Genomic DNA, 16,424 nt, shown 5'->3' with positions numbered 1-16,424 from the left:
GACGGCGGCCCGGACTAGACAAACGCCGCTTCCGCCTCGGCACGGCGCAGCGAAAACAGCCGGTAGGTGCCGAAGCGCTTCGGCAGCTCGACTTCGCCGGCATAGTCGACGACATAGCGATCCGGCGCTTCCAGTGCGAGGCGGGCAGCGAACGCTTCGGTGACGAAGATCATGCCGGGCGGCGTCACCGGCTCGATGCGCGCGGCGAACGATAACTGCGTGCCGAAATAGGTCGTCGTGCCTTCGACCGGATCGATGCCTTCGAACACTGGCGCGTAATGCGCCGACAGCCGCAGTTCCAGCCGCGCTAGCATGCCGCCGGCGGCGGTGCGCAGGCGATCGACTTCGGAATGGATTTCGGTCGCGATCCGGGCGGCAGACCGGGCGTCGACGGTGACGATATGCACGGCATCGCCCCAGGTGTGCTGGCGCAGGACCTGCGGCTGATGACGCGCCAGCGTTTCGGCAATGGCGCCGGCCAGCAGGCTCTGGAACAGCGGCATCTCGGATTCGTCGAGCCGGCTGTAGCCGGAAAAGTCGGCGAACAGCACGCCGATGACGCGGCGGCTCATCGGCTTGCCGTCCAACGATTCGACCGGTCGCGGGCGATGCTCGAAGCGCTTCAGCAATGCTTCGCTGAAGGCGTCGGCATCGGTCGGCGGTCCGGCGGCGATCGAGCCGTCGAACGCCTGCCAGCCGCAGCCCAGACGCCGCGCCATCAGCCGCGACAGGCCGCAGGCCGTGGCCGACACATAGGCCGCGCTCCAACCGTCTTCGCCATCGAGAAAGCCTTGCGCCACCGAGCTTTCGGCAGCGCGGTCAAGGCCGCGGATCAGGCGCTGGGCCCAGGCCTCGCCGTAGTGTCGCTGCCAGTGCTCGATCAAGGCCACGCGCGGCAGCGGCAGCACCAGATGGACGCGGCAGCCGTGCAGCAGGAACGGTTCCGCGATGTCCAGCTCGGCCGGCTCGGTCAGACCGCTGAACACGAACGAGGCATCGTCCGGCAACGGCGCCGATGGCGGCGCTGCGCCAGCACGCGGCAAGCCGGGTGCCGGGCGCGGCAGATACAGGACCGGAGCCATGCTGAGCGCGCTGATCAGATCGTGACCCGTCCCGAGATGGCGACAGATCAGCCGCAGCTGCGCGGCCGTGCGGCTGCGGACATTGACATCGCCGCGCAGCAGGCGATTGGCGCTGGCCAGCGTGCTGCGCGCCCGATCGAGATCCCCGAGCAGCAGCGCGGCTTCGGCCTCGGTGACGCGGAAGAAATACGCTTCCTGCTCCGTCTGCGGCAAGCGATCGCGCACCCGCGCCAGTGCCGCCTCGGCCAGCGGCCGGGCGTCGTCCGGCGCGCCGCCGAGCAGCAGCATGGTGGCGGCGTTGATGGCGCTGAAGTAGCCATCCTTCGCCATGAACGCGCGGCGATAGGCGAGGCCGGCATTGCGGTAGCGTTCGGCCGCGCGATCCGGATGGCCGGCAATCGCGAGGTCCTTCAGCAGCCGGCCCTCGAGCGCCAGCAGATCTTCGCTGGCAGTCGACGACGGCGTGTTCAGCGCCCGCAGCCGGGTCAGTGCCATCAGCGTGCTGCCGGCATTCGCCAGCGCCAGCAGCAACGCGTAGTCGAGGTCCGGAGACGTCAGACCCTGCGACTGGGCGCGTGTCGCGAGGTCGTAGCTGAGCAGGTAGTTGCCGGATTTCTGTGCGTGGCGGCACTGCTTCAGGGCTTCGGCCAGCCGCGCTTCCGGCGGCGCGTGTACCGGCCCGTCGGTGGCGAGTACCTGCATGACAGTGCGGCTGGCGGAACCCGGTCGGCGATCGGCATGGGACGTCGGATCGAGCAGCACGAGGCGCTTGCCGAACTGCCGTGGCTGGCGCAAGGCCAGCGTCGACAGCGCGTCCGGAACTCGCGCCGGATCCAGCCGCCATTCGACGACCTCGGCCGTGCCACCCGGAAGCACCGGCCGATCCGCGCGCAGCAGCGCCACCAGCACGTCGCACTGTTCGACGAGGCACGCGGCCAGCCGCCGATACTGCTGCTGCCGCGCGCTTTCATCGCGCAGATGCAGGCGCTCGCCGGTGCGTGGCAGCAGGCTGACGACGTCCGAGCACTCGGACATCACGGCGTCGACATTGCGGCGCATGGCCTCGATCTCGGACTGGTCGATCGGCCCGGTTTCCGGATGGGCCTTGCGCAGCCAGTCGTCGAGCAGCACGTCGACCGGCACCGGCAGCAGCGCCACGACATTGACGGCGATGCCGGCGCGGCCGAGCCAGTCGACCGCGACCTGCTTGAACAGCAGATCGGAGCCCGGTGCCATGCCGGTGACGAGGGTCACGCGCGACGGGGGCGACAGCCCGATGGCGGCCGGCAGCACGTCATCGCGCAGGCGGTCGATCGAGGCGTCGCGCTCGGCCGGCGACAGCAGCAGGTGACCGGTCGAACCGATCAGCAGATGGCCATCATCGGGAGGCGGCAGGCGCGACAGCCAGTCGGACAGGCTGACTTCGCGCAGCCGCCGCATGTTCAGGGGCCGGTGTAGCTGCCGGGTGCCGCGCGCAGCAGCACGTAGACCGCTCCGGTACCGCCGTCGTGGGGCCGGGCGGAGCAGAACGCCAGCACGTCGTTGCGGCGGCGGAGCCAGGAATCGAGCAGGGTCTTGATCACCGGACCGGTGTTCGGCGAGCGGTTGCCCTTGCCGTGGATGATGCGGACGCAGCGCACGTCCTTCGCCATGCACTCGGCAAGGAAGAGCGAGACTTCCTCGCGTGCCACGGTACGGTTCAGGCCATGCAGGTCGAGTTCCGCGCGCACGCGGTAGGCGCCGCGGCGCAACTTCCGCCAGACCGAGTCCTGCACGCCGTCGGCGCGATAGGTCAGGGTGTCGCCGCTTTCGATCAGCTCCGGCTCGAACATGCCGTAGTCGAGCAGTTCGTCCATCACGGCGCGCTCGTCGGCCTCGGCGTAGCGCGGTTTCGGCGGTGGCAGCTTGCGCGGCGGCGGCACGCGATCGGACGACGCCCGAGGCTGCACGCCGGCCATCGCCTCGCGGAAGGCATCGTCTTCGAACAGCGCCGGATCGGGCTTGGGAGTCGTCATCTGGCGGGCATCATAGCCCGCCGACACGTAAACTAGCGGCCTCCCCAAGACCCTTCCGGACCAGCAGCCAGACATGCGGATTCTCCTGTCCAACGACGACGGTTGCACCGCGCCCGGCCTGCTCGAACTGGCCACGCATCTGCGTGCCGCGTACCACGTCGACGTGGTCGCCCCGGACCGCAATCGCAGCGCCGCGTCGAACTCGCTGACCATCCTGCATCCGCTGCGCGTGCAGAAGCATGCCGACGGCATCATCTGCGTCGACGGCACGCCGAGCGACTGCGTGCATCTGGCGCTGGCCAGCCTGCTCGATCAGCGGCCGGACATGGTCGTCAGCGGCATCAACAATGGCCCGAACCTCGGCGATGACACGCTGTATTCGGGTACCGTCGCGGCCGCGATGGAAGGCCGCTATCTCGGGGTCGCCGCGATCGCCGTGTCGTGCGCGCAGTACAACCCGAAGCACTACGCCACCGCCGCCCGCGCCACGGTGAAGCTGGTCGAACGATTGCGGCAGGAGCCGTTCCCCGGCAACACGATCCTGAACGTCAATGTGCCGGACGTGCCGTGGGAAGACCTCCAGGGCTTCGAGGTGACGCGCCTCGGCCATCGTCATCAGTCCGAGCCGGTGCAGCAGATGCTCGATCCGCGCGGCCGCCCGATCTACTGGATCGGCGCCGCCGGCCCGGGTGCCGACTGCGGCCCGGGCACGGACTTTCACGCGATCGAGCACAACCGGGTATCGATCACGCCGCTGCTGGTCGATCTCACGCGCCACAGCGCCCTCGACAAGCTGACCGAGTGGGCCAAGGCGCTGTGAAGCGGTCGTCCGTGTCAGGAGCCTGCGGGTGATGACCGGCGCCCATCCGCACAGCCGCGGGCTGGGCCTGACCTCGCCGGTCAGCCGCGCCAAGATGGTCGACGACCTCCGCCGCAACGGCGTCGAGGACGAACGCGTGCTCGCGGCGATGCAGAAGATTCCGCGGCACGAGTTCGTCGAGGAAGCCTGGCGCGGCGAGGCCTATCGCAACAAGCCGTTGCCGATCGGACTGGCGCAGACCATCTCGCAGCCGGTCGTGGTCGGCCTGATGACGCAGGCGCTGATCCAGCCCTCGGTCGAAGCCGGGCCGCGCAAGCGGGTGCTGGAAATCGGCACCGGCAGCGGCTACCAGACTGCGGTGCTGGCCGAGCTGATCGAGCGCGTGTACTCGGTCGAACGCCTGAAGGCCTTGTCTGAAATCGCTCGCAAGCGCCTGAGCGGGCTGGGTTATCGCAACATCCATTTCGGCTACGCCGACGGCACGCAGGGCTGGGATGCGCATGGTCCGTACGACGCGATCATCGTGACCGCTGCCGCTGGCGACGTGCCGAAGGCGCTGCTGGAACAGCTGGCGCCCGGCGGCCGGCTGGTGATTCCGGTCGGCCCGCCGAACAACCAGATGCTGAAAGCGGTGGATCGGCACGGCAGCCGCTACAAGTCGGTCGATCTGGCGACGGTCAGCTTCGTGCCGCTCCTCGAAGGCCGCGCCTGAGCGTTCGCCCCCTGCCACGGAAACCCCGATGATCGACGTGTTCAAGACCTGGATGGCCGAGTGGTTGTCGCAGCTCGGCTATTTCGAGATTTTCGTGCTGATGGCACTGGAGTCCAGCCTGTTCCCGGTGCCGTCGGAACTGGTGATGATTCCGGCGGGCTATCTGGCGCAGGGCGGCAAGCTTGATCCGTTTCTGGCGACCTTGGCGGGCGGCACCGGCTCGGTGGTCGGTGCATCGGCCAACTATCTGCTCGGTCGCCATGTCGGCCGCGCCTTCCTGCTGGGCTACGGCAAGTACCTGCTGATCAACGAAAAGAAGTACCACGAGGCCGAGACCATGTTTCTCGGCAACGCGAGACTCGCGACCTTTATCGGCCGCTTCATTCCGGTGGTACGCCATTTGATCTCGCTGCCGCCCGGCGTGTTCGGCATGGCCTACCTGCCGTTCGCGCTGATCACGTTCGTTGGCGCCACCCTGTGGTGCGGCGTGCTGGTGGCCGCCGGCTACTTCTTCGGCAAGGCGGCGGTGAAGGTGATCAGCACCTACACCCACGAACTGACCCTGGCCGTGGTCGCGCTGCTGGCGATCGGCGGACTCTGGTTCCTGTTCCGCAAGCGCGCGTGATTCGTCGGCAGCTCTCGGCCTTAGCGCCGGCACTGGCGCTGGCACTGGCGCTGTCGCTGCTGGCCGGCTGCGCGAGCGACAGGGCCGGCCCGGAAGTCAGCCGATCGTCCGGCCGGGTGGCGGTCTCGAAATCGAAGCCGACGTTCGGCGAGACCTATGTCGTCAACAAGGGCGACACGCTGTATTCGATCGCGTTTCGCAACAACCTCGATTATCACGAGCTTGCCGACTGGAACGGCATCGGCCGCGATTACGCGATCCGCGTAGGTCAGGTGCTGCGACTGACTGCGCCGGGCGCCGCAACGGCCTCCGCGCCGTCACCGTCGCCGTCATCATCGGCCGCCGGCAAGGCCGCCACGCCGCTGCGCAAGCCGGTGACCGAGCCGCCGCTGCCGAGCGGCTTCGTCGGTGTCGGCAGCTGGGAATGGCCGACGCGCGGCAAGGTCGCCCGCGGCTTCGACAATGGCGGCAGCAAGGGGCTCGACATTGCCGGCGACGTTGGCCAGATCGTCGTCGCCAGCCGCGGCGGCCGCGTCGTCTACAGCGGGGCGGCACTCAAGGGTTATGGCGAACTGATCATCATCAAGCACGATGACCAGTACCTCTCGGCCTACGGCTACAACCGCAAGCGACTCGTCGCCGAGGGCGAGGACGTTGGCCCGGGCCAGCCGATCGCCGAACTCGGCATCGGCCCGGAACAGAAGCCGCTGCTGCACTTCGAGATTCGCGACCGCGGCCGGCCGATCGATCCGCGGAGCTTTCTGCCGGCGCGGTGACGACACCGCGATCTGCAGCTTCGCCAGACCCGCAGCCGTCCGCGTGCGGTGACCCGGACACGAGGTTTTCGCAACGATCGACGTCACGCGGGTTTTGACGGCTGCGCGGAAAGCGAAGCCCTTCAGCGTGCTGCTGGAGTCACTCGCTTGGCTCTGCGATCTCGGAACATCGGCCAAGCGCGGAGCACGCCGTTCGGCTCGGCATCGCCGGCCTTCGTACGTCCGTCATGCGTGGCCGCGTGCAGGGCCGCAAGCACCGAGGCTGCAATGCTGGTGACACTGCGTATCGCCGTTGCGGACCGTGTGTTCCAGCGCCTTGATGGGCTGGGCCCATCGTGATCGCGCATGGTCGGTGATCGTATGGCGCGCGGGTTGTGCACGCTTCATCAGCACTTGCGCGCTGGAACGGGATGCCCGAGGCCTAGCGCGGTTTGGGCAACGCGTCCTTCTCGCCAGTCGGCGCCGCCGCAGGTGCCACGCGCTCGCTGCCAAAATCCGCCTGCACCGGAAACTCCATTTCGCAGGGTTTGCCGTTGCATTTGCCCGGCTTGTAGGCTGGCTTCAGCATGATGAAGGCGAGCACTTCCTTGAGCTTCTGGTCCGGGATTTCGAGGAAGGACACTTTCGTGGCCTTGCCGGTGGCATCGACGGTGACGCTGGCGAACAGATGACCGTTCACGGCAACCCGTGCCTGAACCTTGACGATGTCGGCATACATCGGCGCGAGGCCTTCGACCGGATACGGCGGCTCGTCATTGATGTCGAGATTCTCGTACCAGTTCCGGATGATGCGCTGCTGGGAGTAGCTCAGCTGGTTCCAGGACTTGTCGAACTCCAGTTCGGTGGCCTTCGGTACCGGGATGTAACGGGTGCCGAGGTGCGGCAGGCCATCGTCGCGCAGGTCAGCCGGCTTGCCGGGCGCGGGGCGTTCGGACGTGGTCGCGTGAGCCGCAGTGGCGACGGCGATCAGCAGCAGCGGAGTGGCCAGCAGGGGAAAGCGCATCGGCGACGGTCTCGAATGGTGGGCGCGGCGCGCCACGAAAAGGGCGGCGGAAATCGCTTTCCGCCACCCTTGATCATCTCACGGCGCCCGATGACTCCGGGTGCCTGGTGACCGACTTCAGAAACGGGCTTTGAACTGCGCGCCGAAGATGCGCGGTTCGTTGATGAAGCCGGTCAGGTTGTTGAAGTCGATGCCGCCGACGATGCGCGTGGTGCCGGTGATGTTGCGAGCGAACGCCGCCGCCTCGTACTTGCCCTGGCCCCAGACGTAGCCGGCACGCAGACCGCCTTCGAGCAGCGACTTGCCCTTGTACTCGACCGACTCATACAGGAAGAAGTTGACCGTGCTGCGATACGCCCAGTCGGTGAGTGCGAACACTTCGGTGCCGTTGGCCAGCGGGATCGAATAGCGCAGCGTGGCATTGGTGGTCAGCTTCGGGGCCTGCGGCAGCGAGTTGCCGTCGATGATCACGGTGCCCGGCGTGACGCCGGCCGGGTCGAGCACGGTGCAGCCGCTGCCGCACGGGGCGACGGCGAGACCCGCCTGCTTGATCTCGGTGTAGTTGTAGCTGGCGCCGAGCGTCAGCAGCAGGTTGTCGACGAGAATCGCCTTGAAATCGAGCTCCGCACCCTGCAGCACGGCCTTGTCGGCGTTCAGCAACTGGTTGAAGTTGGCAGCACCGCCGACGGCCGTGAGCTGCTGGTTCTTGACGTCGGACCGGAACAGATTGAACGCGATGCGTGCGCGCTTGTTAAACAGATCCGCCTTGATGCCGGTTTCATACGACAACACTGTTTCCGAGTTCGCCTGCGATAGCGTGCTGCCGAACAGCAGGCGGCCCTGCACCGACGGCGCGCGGAAGCCGCGCGCGACGCGGGCGTAGACGCTGACCGCCGGCGTGAACTTGTACGTGCCGCTGACATCCCAGCTGACGTCGCTGTCGCTCGGATTGGCGTAGAGCTGGCCGGTCGGCGGCGCACCGATCGGCGACTGCGTCTGCTGCGCGACGAAGTTCTTGGTGTCGTCGGTGTAGCGAACGCCCGCTTTCAGCTTGAATTCCGGCGTCACCTCATAAGTGCCGGACCCGAAGATCGCCCAGGCGTTGTTCTGCTGCTCCTGCACGGCGTAGCCGTTCTGGACGCCGCCGCCGAGCGTGTCGTAGTTGAAGCTGTCGATCGTGATGTCTTCGAAGAAGTAGTACAGGCCGCCCTGCCAGTTCAGCGGGCCGGCGTACTCGGATTCGATGCGGAACTCCTGCGTCACCTGATCGTGGTTCGGCAGACCGTCGGCCGATTCGGCCGGGAACGGGATGAAGCCCGGGCCGCTCGGCTGCGCGAAGCTGGCACCGAAGCCGCCATCGATGTCGCCGCGGCTGAACGACTCGACATTCTCGTAGCCGCTGATCGAATACAGGCTGTAGTCGTCGATGTCCCAGCGCAGGCGGGCGCTGGCGCCGAATTCCTTCAGGTCCTGCTCGTTGCGGCCATCGATGGCGACCTGGTTGCGCTCGAACGTCGAGACCAGATCATTGGTGCCGGGCGCGATGATGTTGGCGCGGAACAGGCGCGCGGTGCCGTCGAGCTGGCGCGTGTGGACATTGAACAGCGCGCTGAAATCGGTCGATGGCTGATACAGCGCCTGCACGCGCAGCGCGCCTTCGTTGTAGCCCTCGAGATCGTTCTTGACGTTGCGGAACGTGTTGTCGACGAAGTCGTTCCGGTGCTGGTACAGGCCCGAGATGCGCACGGCCCATTCCTTCGTGACCGGCAGGTTGATCGCGCCTTCGAAGTTCGAGGTGTAGTAGGTCGCGGTGGAGGCATTGAAATAGCCCTCCTGCTTGAACGTCGGCTTCGCCGAGTCGAACTTGACGATGCCGGCCGGCGTGTTGCGGCCGAACAGCGTGCCCTGCGGGCCGCGATCAACTTCGATCTGGGCCAGGTCGAAGATCGGGAAGCCCTTCAGCAGCGGGCTTTCGAGCACGACATCGTCATAGACCAGCGACACCGGCTGCGAGGCGTTCAGGTCGAAATCGGTGTTGCCGTAGCCGCGGATGTAGAAGCGCGGGAAGGCGCGGCCGAACGAGGATTCGATGTTCAGGCTCGGCACGCGGGCGGCGAGCAGGCGCACGTCCTGACCGTTGGAGGTGAACACGTCGAGCGTGTCGCCGCTCAGGGTCGTGATCGAGATCGGCACGTCGCGGATGTTTTCGCGGCGGCGCTCGGCGGTCACGGTGACGGTCTTGAGCTGCGTGGTTTCGCCGGCGGTGGTGGTTTCGGCGGCGGAGTCGGCCGCGACGGCCGCGTTCTGGGCCGCTTTCGGAGCTGCTTCCTGAGCCTGCAGATGCGGCGCGACAAGACCGAGCGACAGCAGCAGCGCGTGGCGGATCGCCAGACGGCCACGGGCGGAACGATGCAGACGGATAGGCATGGTGACTCCCCAGGTGGTAGTGCGGGCCACACCCCCGTGCGGCGCCGCGATGACAGCAGGTGGACGCAAGAATCGTGCGGTTGACGACACGATGGCGACCAATGGGCGCAACCATACCGGAGTCGGTCGGCTGGATGTCACCGTGCCGCCATCGTTCGGTCATGTCCCGGCAACAGGCCGGATGTCGCTGGCGGTGGCCCGCACACTGCGGCGACCAGTGATCGCCCACGAAAAAGGCCGCAGCGAGTGCTGCGGCCTTCGGCAGTTCGGCAACGCCCGGCGAACCCGTCGCGTGCGCGGCGCCGGGTTCGTCGCCGTTCACGCCATCACGGCGTCTGCTTCGTTTTCCACTCCTTGACCGCCGCCAGCGTGTTGGCCACGTGCTTGTCCGGACTCAGCGCCGAATAGACCATGCTGATGGTCGAGTCCGGCAGGATCACGAACGAGGTGCGATCGGCATAGCCGACGAGCGGAATCTTCGCGTCGAAGGATTTCGCGATCTTCAGGCCGGGATCGGCTGCCACCGCGAACTTGTTGCGGCATTCGCTGACCGAAAACTTGTTCAGCGTCTCGATGTCGTCCTTCGACACGCCGATGACCGTGGCGCCGAGCGCCTCGAACTCGGCCGTCGCCTCGGCGAACATGTGGGCCTCGACCGTGCAGCCTGTAGTGAACGCGGCCGGATAGAAGTACAGGACTACCGGACCTTTCTTCAGCGCCGAGGCCAGCGCGAACTCGAACGGCTGGCCCGCGAGCGTGGCCTGCGTAGTGAAATCCGGCGCCTTGGCACCGACCTTCAGCGCGGCAAAAGCCGGCGCGGCGAGCCCGAGGGCGACTGCGGCGGCCGCCAGACGCAGGCGCGGACGGGAAACGGTGCGGTTCAGAAACATCGGGAACTCCAGTCAAGGCGGGTACGAATGTGCTTACGCGCCCGGGTCGTCGCCGGATTCAGCAGGGCGCGGGCGGCCGGCGTTGGCGACCGTGACCGTCTGTCGAAACGCTGCGCGCGACGGGCGTTCCGGCGCACCGCATTGCAGCATTTCGCTTGGCTGATCGGCCTGCCCGTGCTGTAATTAGCGGCTTTTTGCACCCGGATTGCGCCGTTTCAGGGCGTGAACCGGGCATTCACCCGGAGCCGCAAACCCGTTATCCGTGCCAGCCGGCACATTCCAGCCGTCGATGAGGATCCCTTGAATACCGTCTTCCCGCGCATCGAGCGCTTGCCGCCCTACGTCTTCAACATTGTTGGCGAAATGAAGAAGGCGGCCCGAGCTCGTGGCGAGGACGTCATCGACTTCAGCATGGGCAACCCGGATCAGCCGACGCCGAAGCACATCGTCGACAAGCTGGTCGAAGCGTCCGTCCGCGGCACCGAAAGCGACTACGTGCGGCCGGAAGTCCACGACGAGGACGGCACGCACACGCATCGCTACTCGGTGTCGAAAGGCATTCCGCGCCTCCGGCGCGCGATGGCGACCTGGTACAAGCGGCGCTACGACGTCGACCTGAACGCCGAGACCGAAGTCATCGCGACCATCGGGTCGAAAGAAGGCCTCGCCCATCTGGCATTCGCCACGCTGGCCCCGGGCGACACCGTGCTGGTGCCGAACCCGGCATATCCGATTCATCCGTTCGGCGTGGTGCTGGCCGGAGCCGACGTGCGCCACGTGCGCTTCCCGGCCGATGATCCGAACCACGACATCTTCTTCGAGGAACTGCGCAAGGCGATCAAGGAATCCACACCCACGCCGAAGATGCTGATCCTCAATTTCCCGTCGAACCCGACGGCGGAATGCGTGGAGCTGGATTTCTTCGAGCGTGCCGTGGCGATCTGCCGCGAGCACCAGATCTGGCTGATCCACGACTTGGCCTATGCCGACATCGTGTTCGACGGCTACAAGGCACCGAGCGTGATGCAGGTGCCGGGTGCGAAGGACGTGGCGGTGGAGTTCTTCACCTTGTCGAAGAGCTACAACATGCCGGGCTGGAGAGTCGGCTTCATGGTCGGCAATCCGATCCTGGTCGCAGCACTCGCGCGCATCAAGAGCTATCTCGACTACGGCATGTTCACGCCGATCCAGGTCGCGTCGATTGCCGCCCTGGAAGGCCCGCAGGAGTGTGTTGCCGAAATCTGCGAGATGTACCGCAAGCGCCGCGACGTGCTGGTCGACGGCCTGCTGGCCGCTGGCTGGCCGGTGACGAAGCCGAAGGCGACGATGTTCATCTGGGCGCAGATCCCGGAATCGCACCGCCATCTCGGCTCGCTGGAATTCTCCAAGCAGCTGCTCGAGCAGGCGCAGGTCGCGGTGTCGCCGGGCATCGGCTTTGGCGACTACGGCAACGATTACGTGCGCTTCGCGCTGATCGAGAACGAGCACCGCACGCGGCAGGCGACGCGCTCGATCAAGAAATTCCTCAAGGGCAGCGTCAAGACCGAAACGGCTGCGAAGACCGAGAAAGTCGAGAAGGTAGAGAAGGCATGAGCGTGATCCCGTTGAAGGTCGGCATCGTCGGGCTCGGTACGGTCGGGCAGGGTGTCGTCCGCGTGCTGGCGAAGAACGCCGAGGTCATCGCCGCCCGCGCCGGTCGCCCCATCGTGGTCACCGATGTCTCGGTGCGCACGCCGAACGCCAAGCGCGACTGCGTGCTCGACGGCATCCGCGTTCACGCCACGCCGGAAGCGGTGGTGGCTGCGGATGTCGATGTCGTCTGCGAACTGATCGGCGGCACCGAACTCGCCAATGATCTGATCATGGCCGCGCTGGCCAGTGGCAAGTCGGTGGTGACCGCCAACAAGGCGCTGATCGCCGAGCGCGGCAACGCGCTGATCGCCGAAGCCAATGCCCGCGGCCTGAGCCTGGCGTTCGAGGCCGCCGTCGCCGGTGGTATCCCGATCATCAAGGTGCTGCGCGAGGGACTGACGGCGAACGCGATCGACAGCCTCGCCGGCATCATCAACGGCACGTCGAACTACATCCTGACGCAGATGACGGCGAAGGGGCAGAGCTTCGCCGATGCGCTGGCCGACGCCCAGAAGCTTGGCTATGCCGAAGCCGATCCGACCTTCGATGTCGAAGGCATCGATGCCGCGCACAAGCTGACGATTCTGGCGAGCATCGCTTTCGGCACGCCGCTGAACTTCGCGGCGGTGGCCACCGAAGGTCTGTCGAAGGTGCATTCGCAGGACATCCAGCTGGCGCGCGAACTCGGCTACCGGATCAAGTCGCTCGGCATTGCCAAGCGTTCCGAGCACGGTGTGGAACTGCGCGTCCATCCGACCCTGGTGCCGGACGATCACTTGCTGGCGAAGACTGACGGTGCGCTGAACGCGGTCCGCGTCCACGGCAACGCGGTCGGGCAGACCGTGTACGTCGGCCGTGGTGCGGGCGGCGAGCCAACCGCGTCGGCGGTGGTGGCCGATCTGATCGACATCGCTCGCCTGAACGGTGCTGCGCCGGTGGTGCCGGCGCTCGGGTTCAGGGCTGCTGCACTTTCGGCACAGCCGGCGCTGTCGATCGAAGCGGTGGAGTCGGCGTTCTACCTGCGCCTGACCGTCGCCGACGAACCGGGCGTGCTGCGCGCGCTGACCTCGATCCTGGCCGAGGCCGACATCTCGATCGAAGCGATCCTGCAGAAGGAGCCGGGCGACAACGAGGATGCGCGCATCGCGATCATCACCTCGGTGATCAGTGGCAGCCGCTTCGATGCAGCACTCGAACGCATCCGCGCGCTGCCGTTCGTGCGCGCCGACCTGAGCCGGCTGCGGGTTGAGCATTTCGAGTAAGCGACGAGCAACAGCAACCGTTAAACGCAGAGGCGCAAAGGGAAAGGAAAGGACGCAAAGAAAAGCACGATGAAGCGGTCTCGCTTTTCATCGGTATCGTCCTGCCTTTGCGTCCTTTCTGGGCTGCTCTTTGCGCCTTTGCGTTGAACTTTTGATTTTTCGCTTTTGCCGCGCCATCGGCGGCCAGGCGGCACGACACAGGAGCACGCAGTGACCCGTTACACCGGCCTCATCGACGCCTACCGCCATCGCCTTCCGCTGCCGCCGGAGGCCAAAGCCATCAGCCTTGGCGAAGGCCGCACGCCGCTGATCAAGCTTGACAACCTCGTCCGCCGCGAAGGGGTCGAGGCCGATCTCTACGTGAAGTTCGAAGGCGCCAACCCGACCGGTTCGTTCAAGGACCGCGGCATGACTATGGCCGTGACCGAGGCCGTGCATCGCGGTGCCAAGGCGATCCTGTGCGCCTCCACCGGCAACACTTCGGCCGCTGCTGCGGCTTATGCGGCGCGCGCCGGCATCAAGTCCTTCGTGCTGATTCCGGAAGGCAAGATCGCGATGGGCAAGCTGGCCCAGGCCGTCGTCCACGGCGCGGTGATCGTGCAGGTGCGCGGCAACTTCGATGACGGCATGCGCCTAGTCAAGGAAGTGTCGGAAAACTCGCCGGTGGTGCTGGTCAACTCGGTCAATCCGTATCGCCTTCAGGGCCAGAAGACCGCCGCCTTCGAGATTGTCGAAGCACTCGGCGAAGCGCCGGACTACCACTGCCTGCCGGTCGGCAATGCCGGCAACATCACGGCGCACTGGATCGGCTACACCGAGTGCAGCGGCGCTGGCACCAAGGCCTGCCTGCTGTGCAACGGCAACTGCCAATTCGCTGTCGCCGGGGGCCAGGCCGGCGGCAAGACCAAGCGGCCAAAGATGGTCGGTTATCAGGCCGATGGCTCGGCACCGTTCCTGCGCGGCGCGGCGGTCAAGGACCCGGAAACGGTCGCCACCGCAATCCGCATCGGCAACCCGCAGAGCTGGGACCCGGCGTGGATCGTCCAGCAGGAATCCGGCGGCTGGTTCGACGAACTGTCGGACGCCGAAATTCTCGCCTGCCAGCGCCTGCTCGCCGAGACCGAAGGCGTCTGGTGCGAACCGGCGTCGGCGGCTTCGCTGTGCGGCGCACTGCGCGATCTCAAGAGCGGCAAGATCCCGGCCGGTTCGTCGATCGTCTGCACGCTGACCGGCAACGGTTTGAAGGACCCGGACATCATCCTGAAGTCCGGTGCGCCGGAGCTGATCCAGGTCGATGCCGTGCGCAGTGCCGTCGAGCGGGTGCTGGTCGATCGACTGTAAGCGCGCCTTGATTCAGCGGTGAGCCGCGCGCCGACCATCCGCCGTCGCCCGCCCGGCGAACCGCAGGCGCTGCCGGCCACGCTGTCGCCGGTGCTTCGCCGTGTTTACGCGGCGCGCGGCCTGCGCGATCCGTCGCAACTGGCGCTGGAGCTGAAGCACCTGCTGCCGCCCGATCGGCTGCTTGGCATCGACTGCGCCGCTGAACTGCTGGCGCAGGCGATTCGCGACGGAAAGCGGATCGTCATCGCCGGCGACTACGACGCCGATGGCGCCACCGCCTGTGCCGTTGCCACGCTGGGGCTGAAAGCGCTCGGCGCGGCCAGCGTCGGTTACGTGGTGCCGAACCGCTTCACGATGGGCTATGGCCTGTCGCCGCCGCTGGTCGATCTGGCGCTGGAAGCCGGTGCCGAACTGCTGGTGACCGTCGACAACGGCATCGCCAGCCTGGCCGGCATCGACCACGCGAACAGCCTCGGCCTGCCGGTCGTGGTCACCGATCACCATCTGGCCGGTCCGGAATTGCCGGCGGCGGCGGCGATCGTCAATCCGAACCAGCCGGGTTGTCCGTTTCCATCGAAGCATCTGGCCGGCGTCGGCGTGATGTTCTACGTGCTGCTGGCGCTGCGCGCGCGGCTGCGCAGCGACGGCGCGTTTGGCGCCGGCAACGGCCCGAACCTCGCCGAACTGCTCGATCTGGTGGCGCTCGGCACGGTCGCCGACGTGGTCAAGCTCGATTACAACAACCGCGTGCTGGTCCAGCAGGGCATCAACCGTATTCGCGCCGGCCGCGCGCGGCCGGGCTTGATGGCGCTGCTCGAAGCCGCCGGCCGCACGCCGGAGCGGATCAACGCCAGCGATCTCGGCTTCGTGCTCGGCCCGCGGTTGAATGCGGCCGGGCGGCTCGACGACATGGGTCGCGGCATCGAATGCCTGCTGGCGCCGGATCGCGACGCGGCGCTGCCGATCGCGCAGGAACTCGACAAGCTGAATCGCGAGCGGCGCGGCATCGAAGCGCAGATGCGGGATGACGCGCTGGCGCTGGTCGCCGAAAGCGAGGACGTCGGCGTCACCGTTCACGAGGCGGACTGGCACGAGGGCGTCGTCGGTCTGGTCGCCTCGCGAGTCAAGGACGCGCTGCACCGGCCGGTGATCGCCTTCGCCTGCGCGCAGGAGCGCGGGATGCTGAAAGGTTCGGGTCGCTCGATTCCGGGCCTGCATCTGCGCGACGCACTGGCGGCGATCGATGCCCGGTATCCCGGCCTGATCACCCGCTTCGGCGGCCATGCGATGGCCGCTGGCCTGACCATGCCGGAAGAAGGGCTGGCTGCGTTCCGCACCGTGTTCGATGCTCAGTGCCGGGCCATGCTCGATGCCGACGCGCTGCAGCAAGTCATCGATACCGATGGCGAACTGCGCGGCGCAGAGTTCTCGATCGACACCGCGAGCGAGATCGAATCGGCCGGTCCGTGGGGGCAGGGCTTCCCGGAGCCGCGCTTCGATGGCGAGTTCGAGGTGCTGGACCTGCGCCCGGTCGGCAAGGACGGCAACCACGTCCGCTATCGCCTGAAGGGCCCGGCCGGCGTGATCAACGCCGTGCATTTCAACGGCGCTGAAACCGCCGTCGAGGACGGCCGCATCCACGCCGTCTACCAACTGTCGATCAATCGCTGGCAGGACCGCGAATCGCTGGAACTGCGGCTGGAGCAGGTCGAGCGCGCCTGAAGCGATTCCGGGCGCGCGCCCGTCAAGCTCAGCAACGGTCGATGTGGTGGTCGAAAAATGCCGATGTCGTGATAGCGCAGCCAGGCGTGGGTCAGGCTCAGCCAGGTACGCGCCACC

At 66.8% G+C, this 16,424-nt stretch carries 13 protein-coding genes; 8 read left to right on the top strand and 5 right to left on the bottom strand.

Features of this window, described 5'->3' with window-relative positions; genetic code table 11:
- Positions 1–14 precede the first annotated feature (14 nt).
- The gene (locus QZ951_RS09190; protein ID WP_293000245.1) at positions 15–2,522 is read right to left on the bottom strand and encodes a TRAFs-binding domain-containing protein; all 2,508 of its coding nucleotides are present in this window, start codon (positions 2,520–2,522) and stop codon (positions 15–17) included.
- A gap of 2 nt (positions 2,523–2,524) precedes the next feature.
- Positions 2,525–3,097, bottom strand: coding sequence for a Smr/MutS family protein (locus tag QZ951_RS09185; RefSeq protein ID WP_293000244.1), 573 nt, complete (start codon positions 3,095–3,097; stop codon positions 2,525–2,527).
- Positions 3,098–3,170: 73 nt separating this feature from the next.
- Here QZ951_RS09185 and surE point away from each other — a divergent pair, with 73 nt between their 5' ends.
- From surE to QZ951_RS09165, 4 genes are read left to right on the top strand one after another with little or no spacing between them, the layout of a single operon-like run.
- Positions 3,171–3,917 carry a 5'/3'-nucleotidase SurE gene (surE, locus tag QZ951_RS09180; RefSeq protein ID WP_293000243.1) on the top strand — a complete coding sequence of 249 codons (747 nt, stop codon included), beginning with the start codon at positions 3,171–3,173 and terminating at the stop codon, positions 3,915–3,917.
- 31 nt (positions 3,918–3,948) lie between these two features.
- Complete coding sequence (locus QZ951_RS09175) at positions 3,949–4,629, top strand: protein-L-isoaspartate(D-aspartate) O-methyltransferase (RefSeq protein WP_293000242.1); 681 nt, start codon at positions 3,949–3,951, stop codon at positions 4,627–4,629.
- Positions 4,630–4,657: 28 nt separating this feature from the next.
- On the top strand, positions 4,658–5,254 hold the full coding sequence (locus QZ951_RS09170) for a DedA family protein (protein WP_293000241.1): 597 nt from the start codon (positions 4,658–4,660) through the stop codon (positions 5,252–5,254).
- Complete coding sequence (locus tag QZ951_RS09165; RefSeq protein ID WP_293000240.1) at positions 5,251–6,030, top strand: peptidoglycan DD-metalloendopeptidase family protein; 780 nt, start codon at positions 5,251–5,253, stop codon at positions 6,028–6,030. The genes QZ951_RS09170 and QZ951_RS09165 overlap by 4 nt, the downstream gene beginning before the upstream one ends.
- 421 nt (positions 6,031–6,451) lie before the next feature.
- On the opposite strand, the gene QZ951_RS09160 is transcribed toward QZ951_RS09165, so the two are convergent.
- From QZ951_RS09160 to QZ951_RS09150, 3 genes are all read right to left on the bottom strand, one after another.
- Entirely contained in the window at positions 6,452–7,033 is a 582-nt protein-coding gene (locus tag QZ951_RS09160) for a hypothetical protein (RefSeq protein WP_293000239.1), read from the bottom strand.
- Between the two features lie 117 nt (positions 7,034–7,150).
- Positions 7,151–9,460: a TonB-dependent receptor gene (locus QZ951_RS09155; RefSeq protein WP_293000238.1), complete on the bottom strand. Its 2,310-nt coding sequence runs from the start codon at positions 9,458–9,460 to the stop codon at positions 7,151–7,153.
- A gap of 326 nt (positions 9,461–9,786) precedes the next feature.
- Positions 9,787–10,350: a peroxiredoxin gene (locus tag QZ951_RS09150; protein ID WP_293000237.1), complete on the bottom strand. Its 564-nt coding sequence runs from the start codon at positions 10,348–10,350 to the stop codon at positions 9,787–9,789.
- 300 nt (positions 10,351–10,650) lie between these two features.
- On the opposite strand from QZ951_RS09150, the gene alaC reads away from it, so the two are divergent.
- The 4 genes from alaC (at position 10,651) to recJ (ending at position 16,307) form a co-directional block, all read left to right on the top strand.
- Positions 10,651–11,943, top strand: coding sequence for an alanine transaminase (gene alaC / locus QZ951_RS09145; RefSeq protein WP_293000236.1), 1,293 nt, complete (start codon positions 10,651–10,653; stop codon positions 11,941–11,943).
- 2 nt (positions 11,944–11,945) lie between these two features.
- A complete protein-coding gene (locus tag QZ951_RS09140) occupies positions 11,946–13,244 on the top strand; it encodes a homoserine dehydrogenase (protein ID WP_366943854.1) in 1,299 nt (432 codons plus the stop codon).
- A gap of 210 nt (positions 13,245–13,454) precedes the next feature.
- Positions 13,455–14,585, top strand: a complete 1,131-nt coding sequence (thrC, locus tag QZ951_RS09135) for a threonine synthase (RefSeq protein WP_293000234.1) — start codon at positions 13,455–13,457, stop codon at positions 14,583–14,585.
- Positions 14,586–14,621: 36 nt separating this feature from the next.
- Entirely contained in the window at positions 14,622–16,307 is a 1,686-nt protein-coding gene (gene recJ / locus QZ951_RS09130; RefSeq protein ID WP_366943853.1) for a single-stranded-DNA-specific exonuclease RecJ, read from the top strand.
- Positions 16,308–16,424: the final 117 nt, after the last annotated feature.

It is taken from the genome of Nevskia sp. (genome assembly GCF_021732705.1).
Lineage (GTDB): Bacteria > Pseudomonadota > Gammaproteobacteria > Nevskiales > Nevskiaceae > Nevskia.
This window is presented reverse-complemented; position numbering and strand designations above follow the sequence as displayed.

Coding starts and splice junctions, on each gene's coding strand:
- QZ951_RS09160 (WP_293000239.1), bottom strand. CDS start 7,033: ATGCGCTTTCCCCTGCTGGCCACTCCGCTGCTGCTGATCGCCGTCGCC.
- surE (WP_293000243.1), top strand. CDS start 3,171: ATGCGGATTCTCCTGTCCAACGACGACGGTTGCACCGCGCCCGGCCTG.
- QZ951_RS09150 (WP_293000237.1), bottom strand. CDS start 10,350: ATGTTTCTGAACCGCACCGTTTCCCGTCCGCGCCTGCGTCTGGCGGCC.
- QZ951_RS09175 (WP_293000242.1), top strand. CDS start 3,949: ATGACCGGCGCCCATCCGCACAGCCGCGGGCTGGGCCTGACCTCGCCG.
- QZ951_RS09170 (WP_293000241.1), top strand. CDS start 4,658: ATGATCGACGTGTTCAAGACCTGGATGGCCGAGTGGTTGTCGCAGCTC.
- QZ951_RS09185 (WP_293000244.1), bottom strand. CDS start 3,097: ATGACGACTCCCAAGCCCGATCCGGCGCTGTTCGAAGACGATGCCTTC.
- QZ951_RS09155 (WP_293000238.1), bottom strand. CDS start 9,460: ATGCCTATCCGTCTGCATCGTTCCGCCCGTGGCCGTCTGGCGATCCGC.
- QZ951_RS09190 (WP_293000245.1), bottom strand. CDS start 2,522: ATGCGGCGGCTGCGCGAAGTCAGCCTGTCCGACTGGCTGTCGCGCCTG.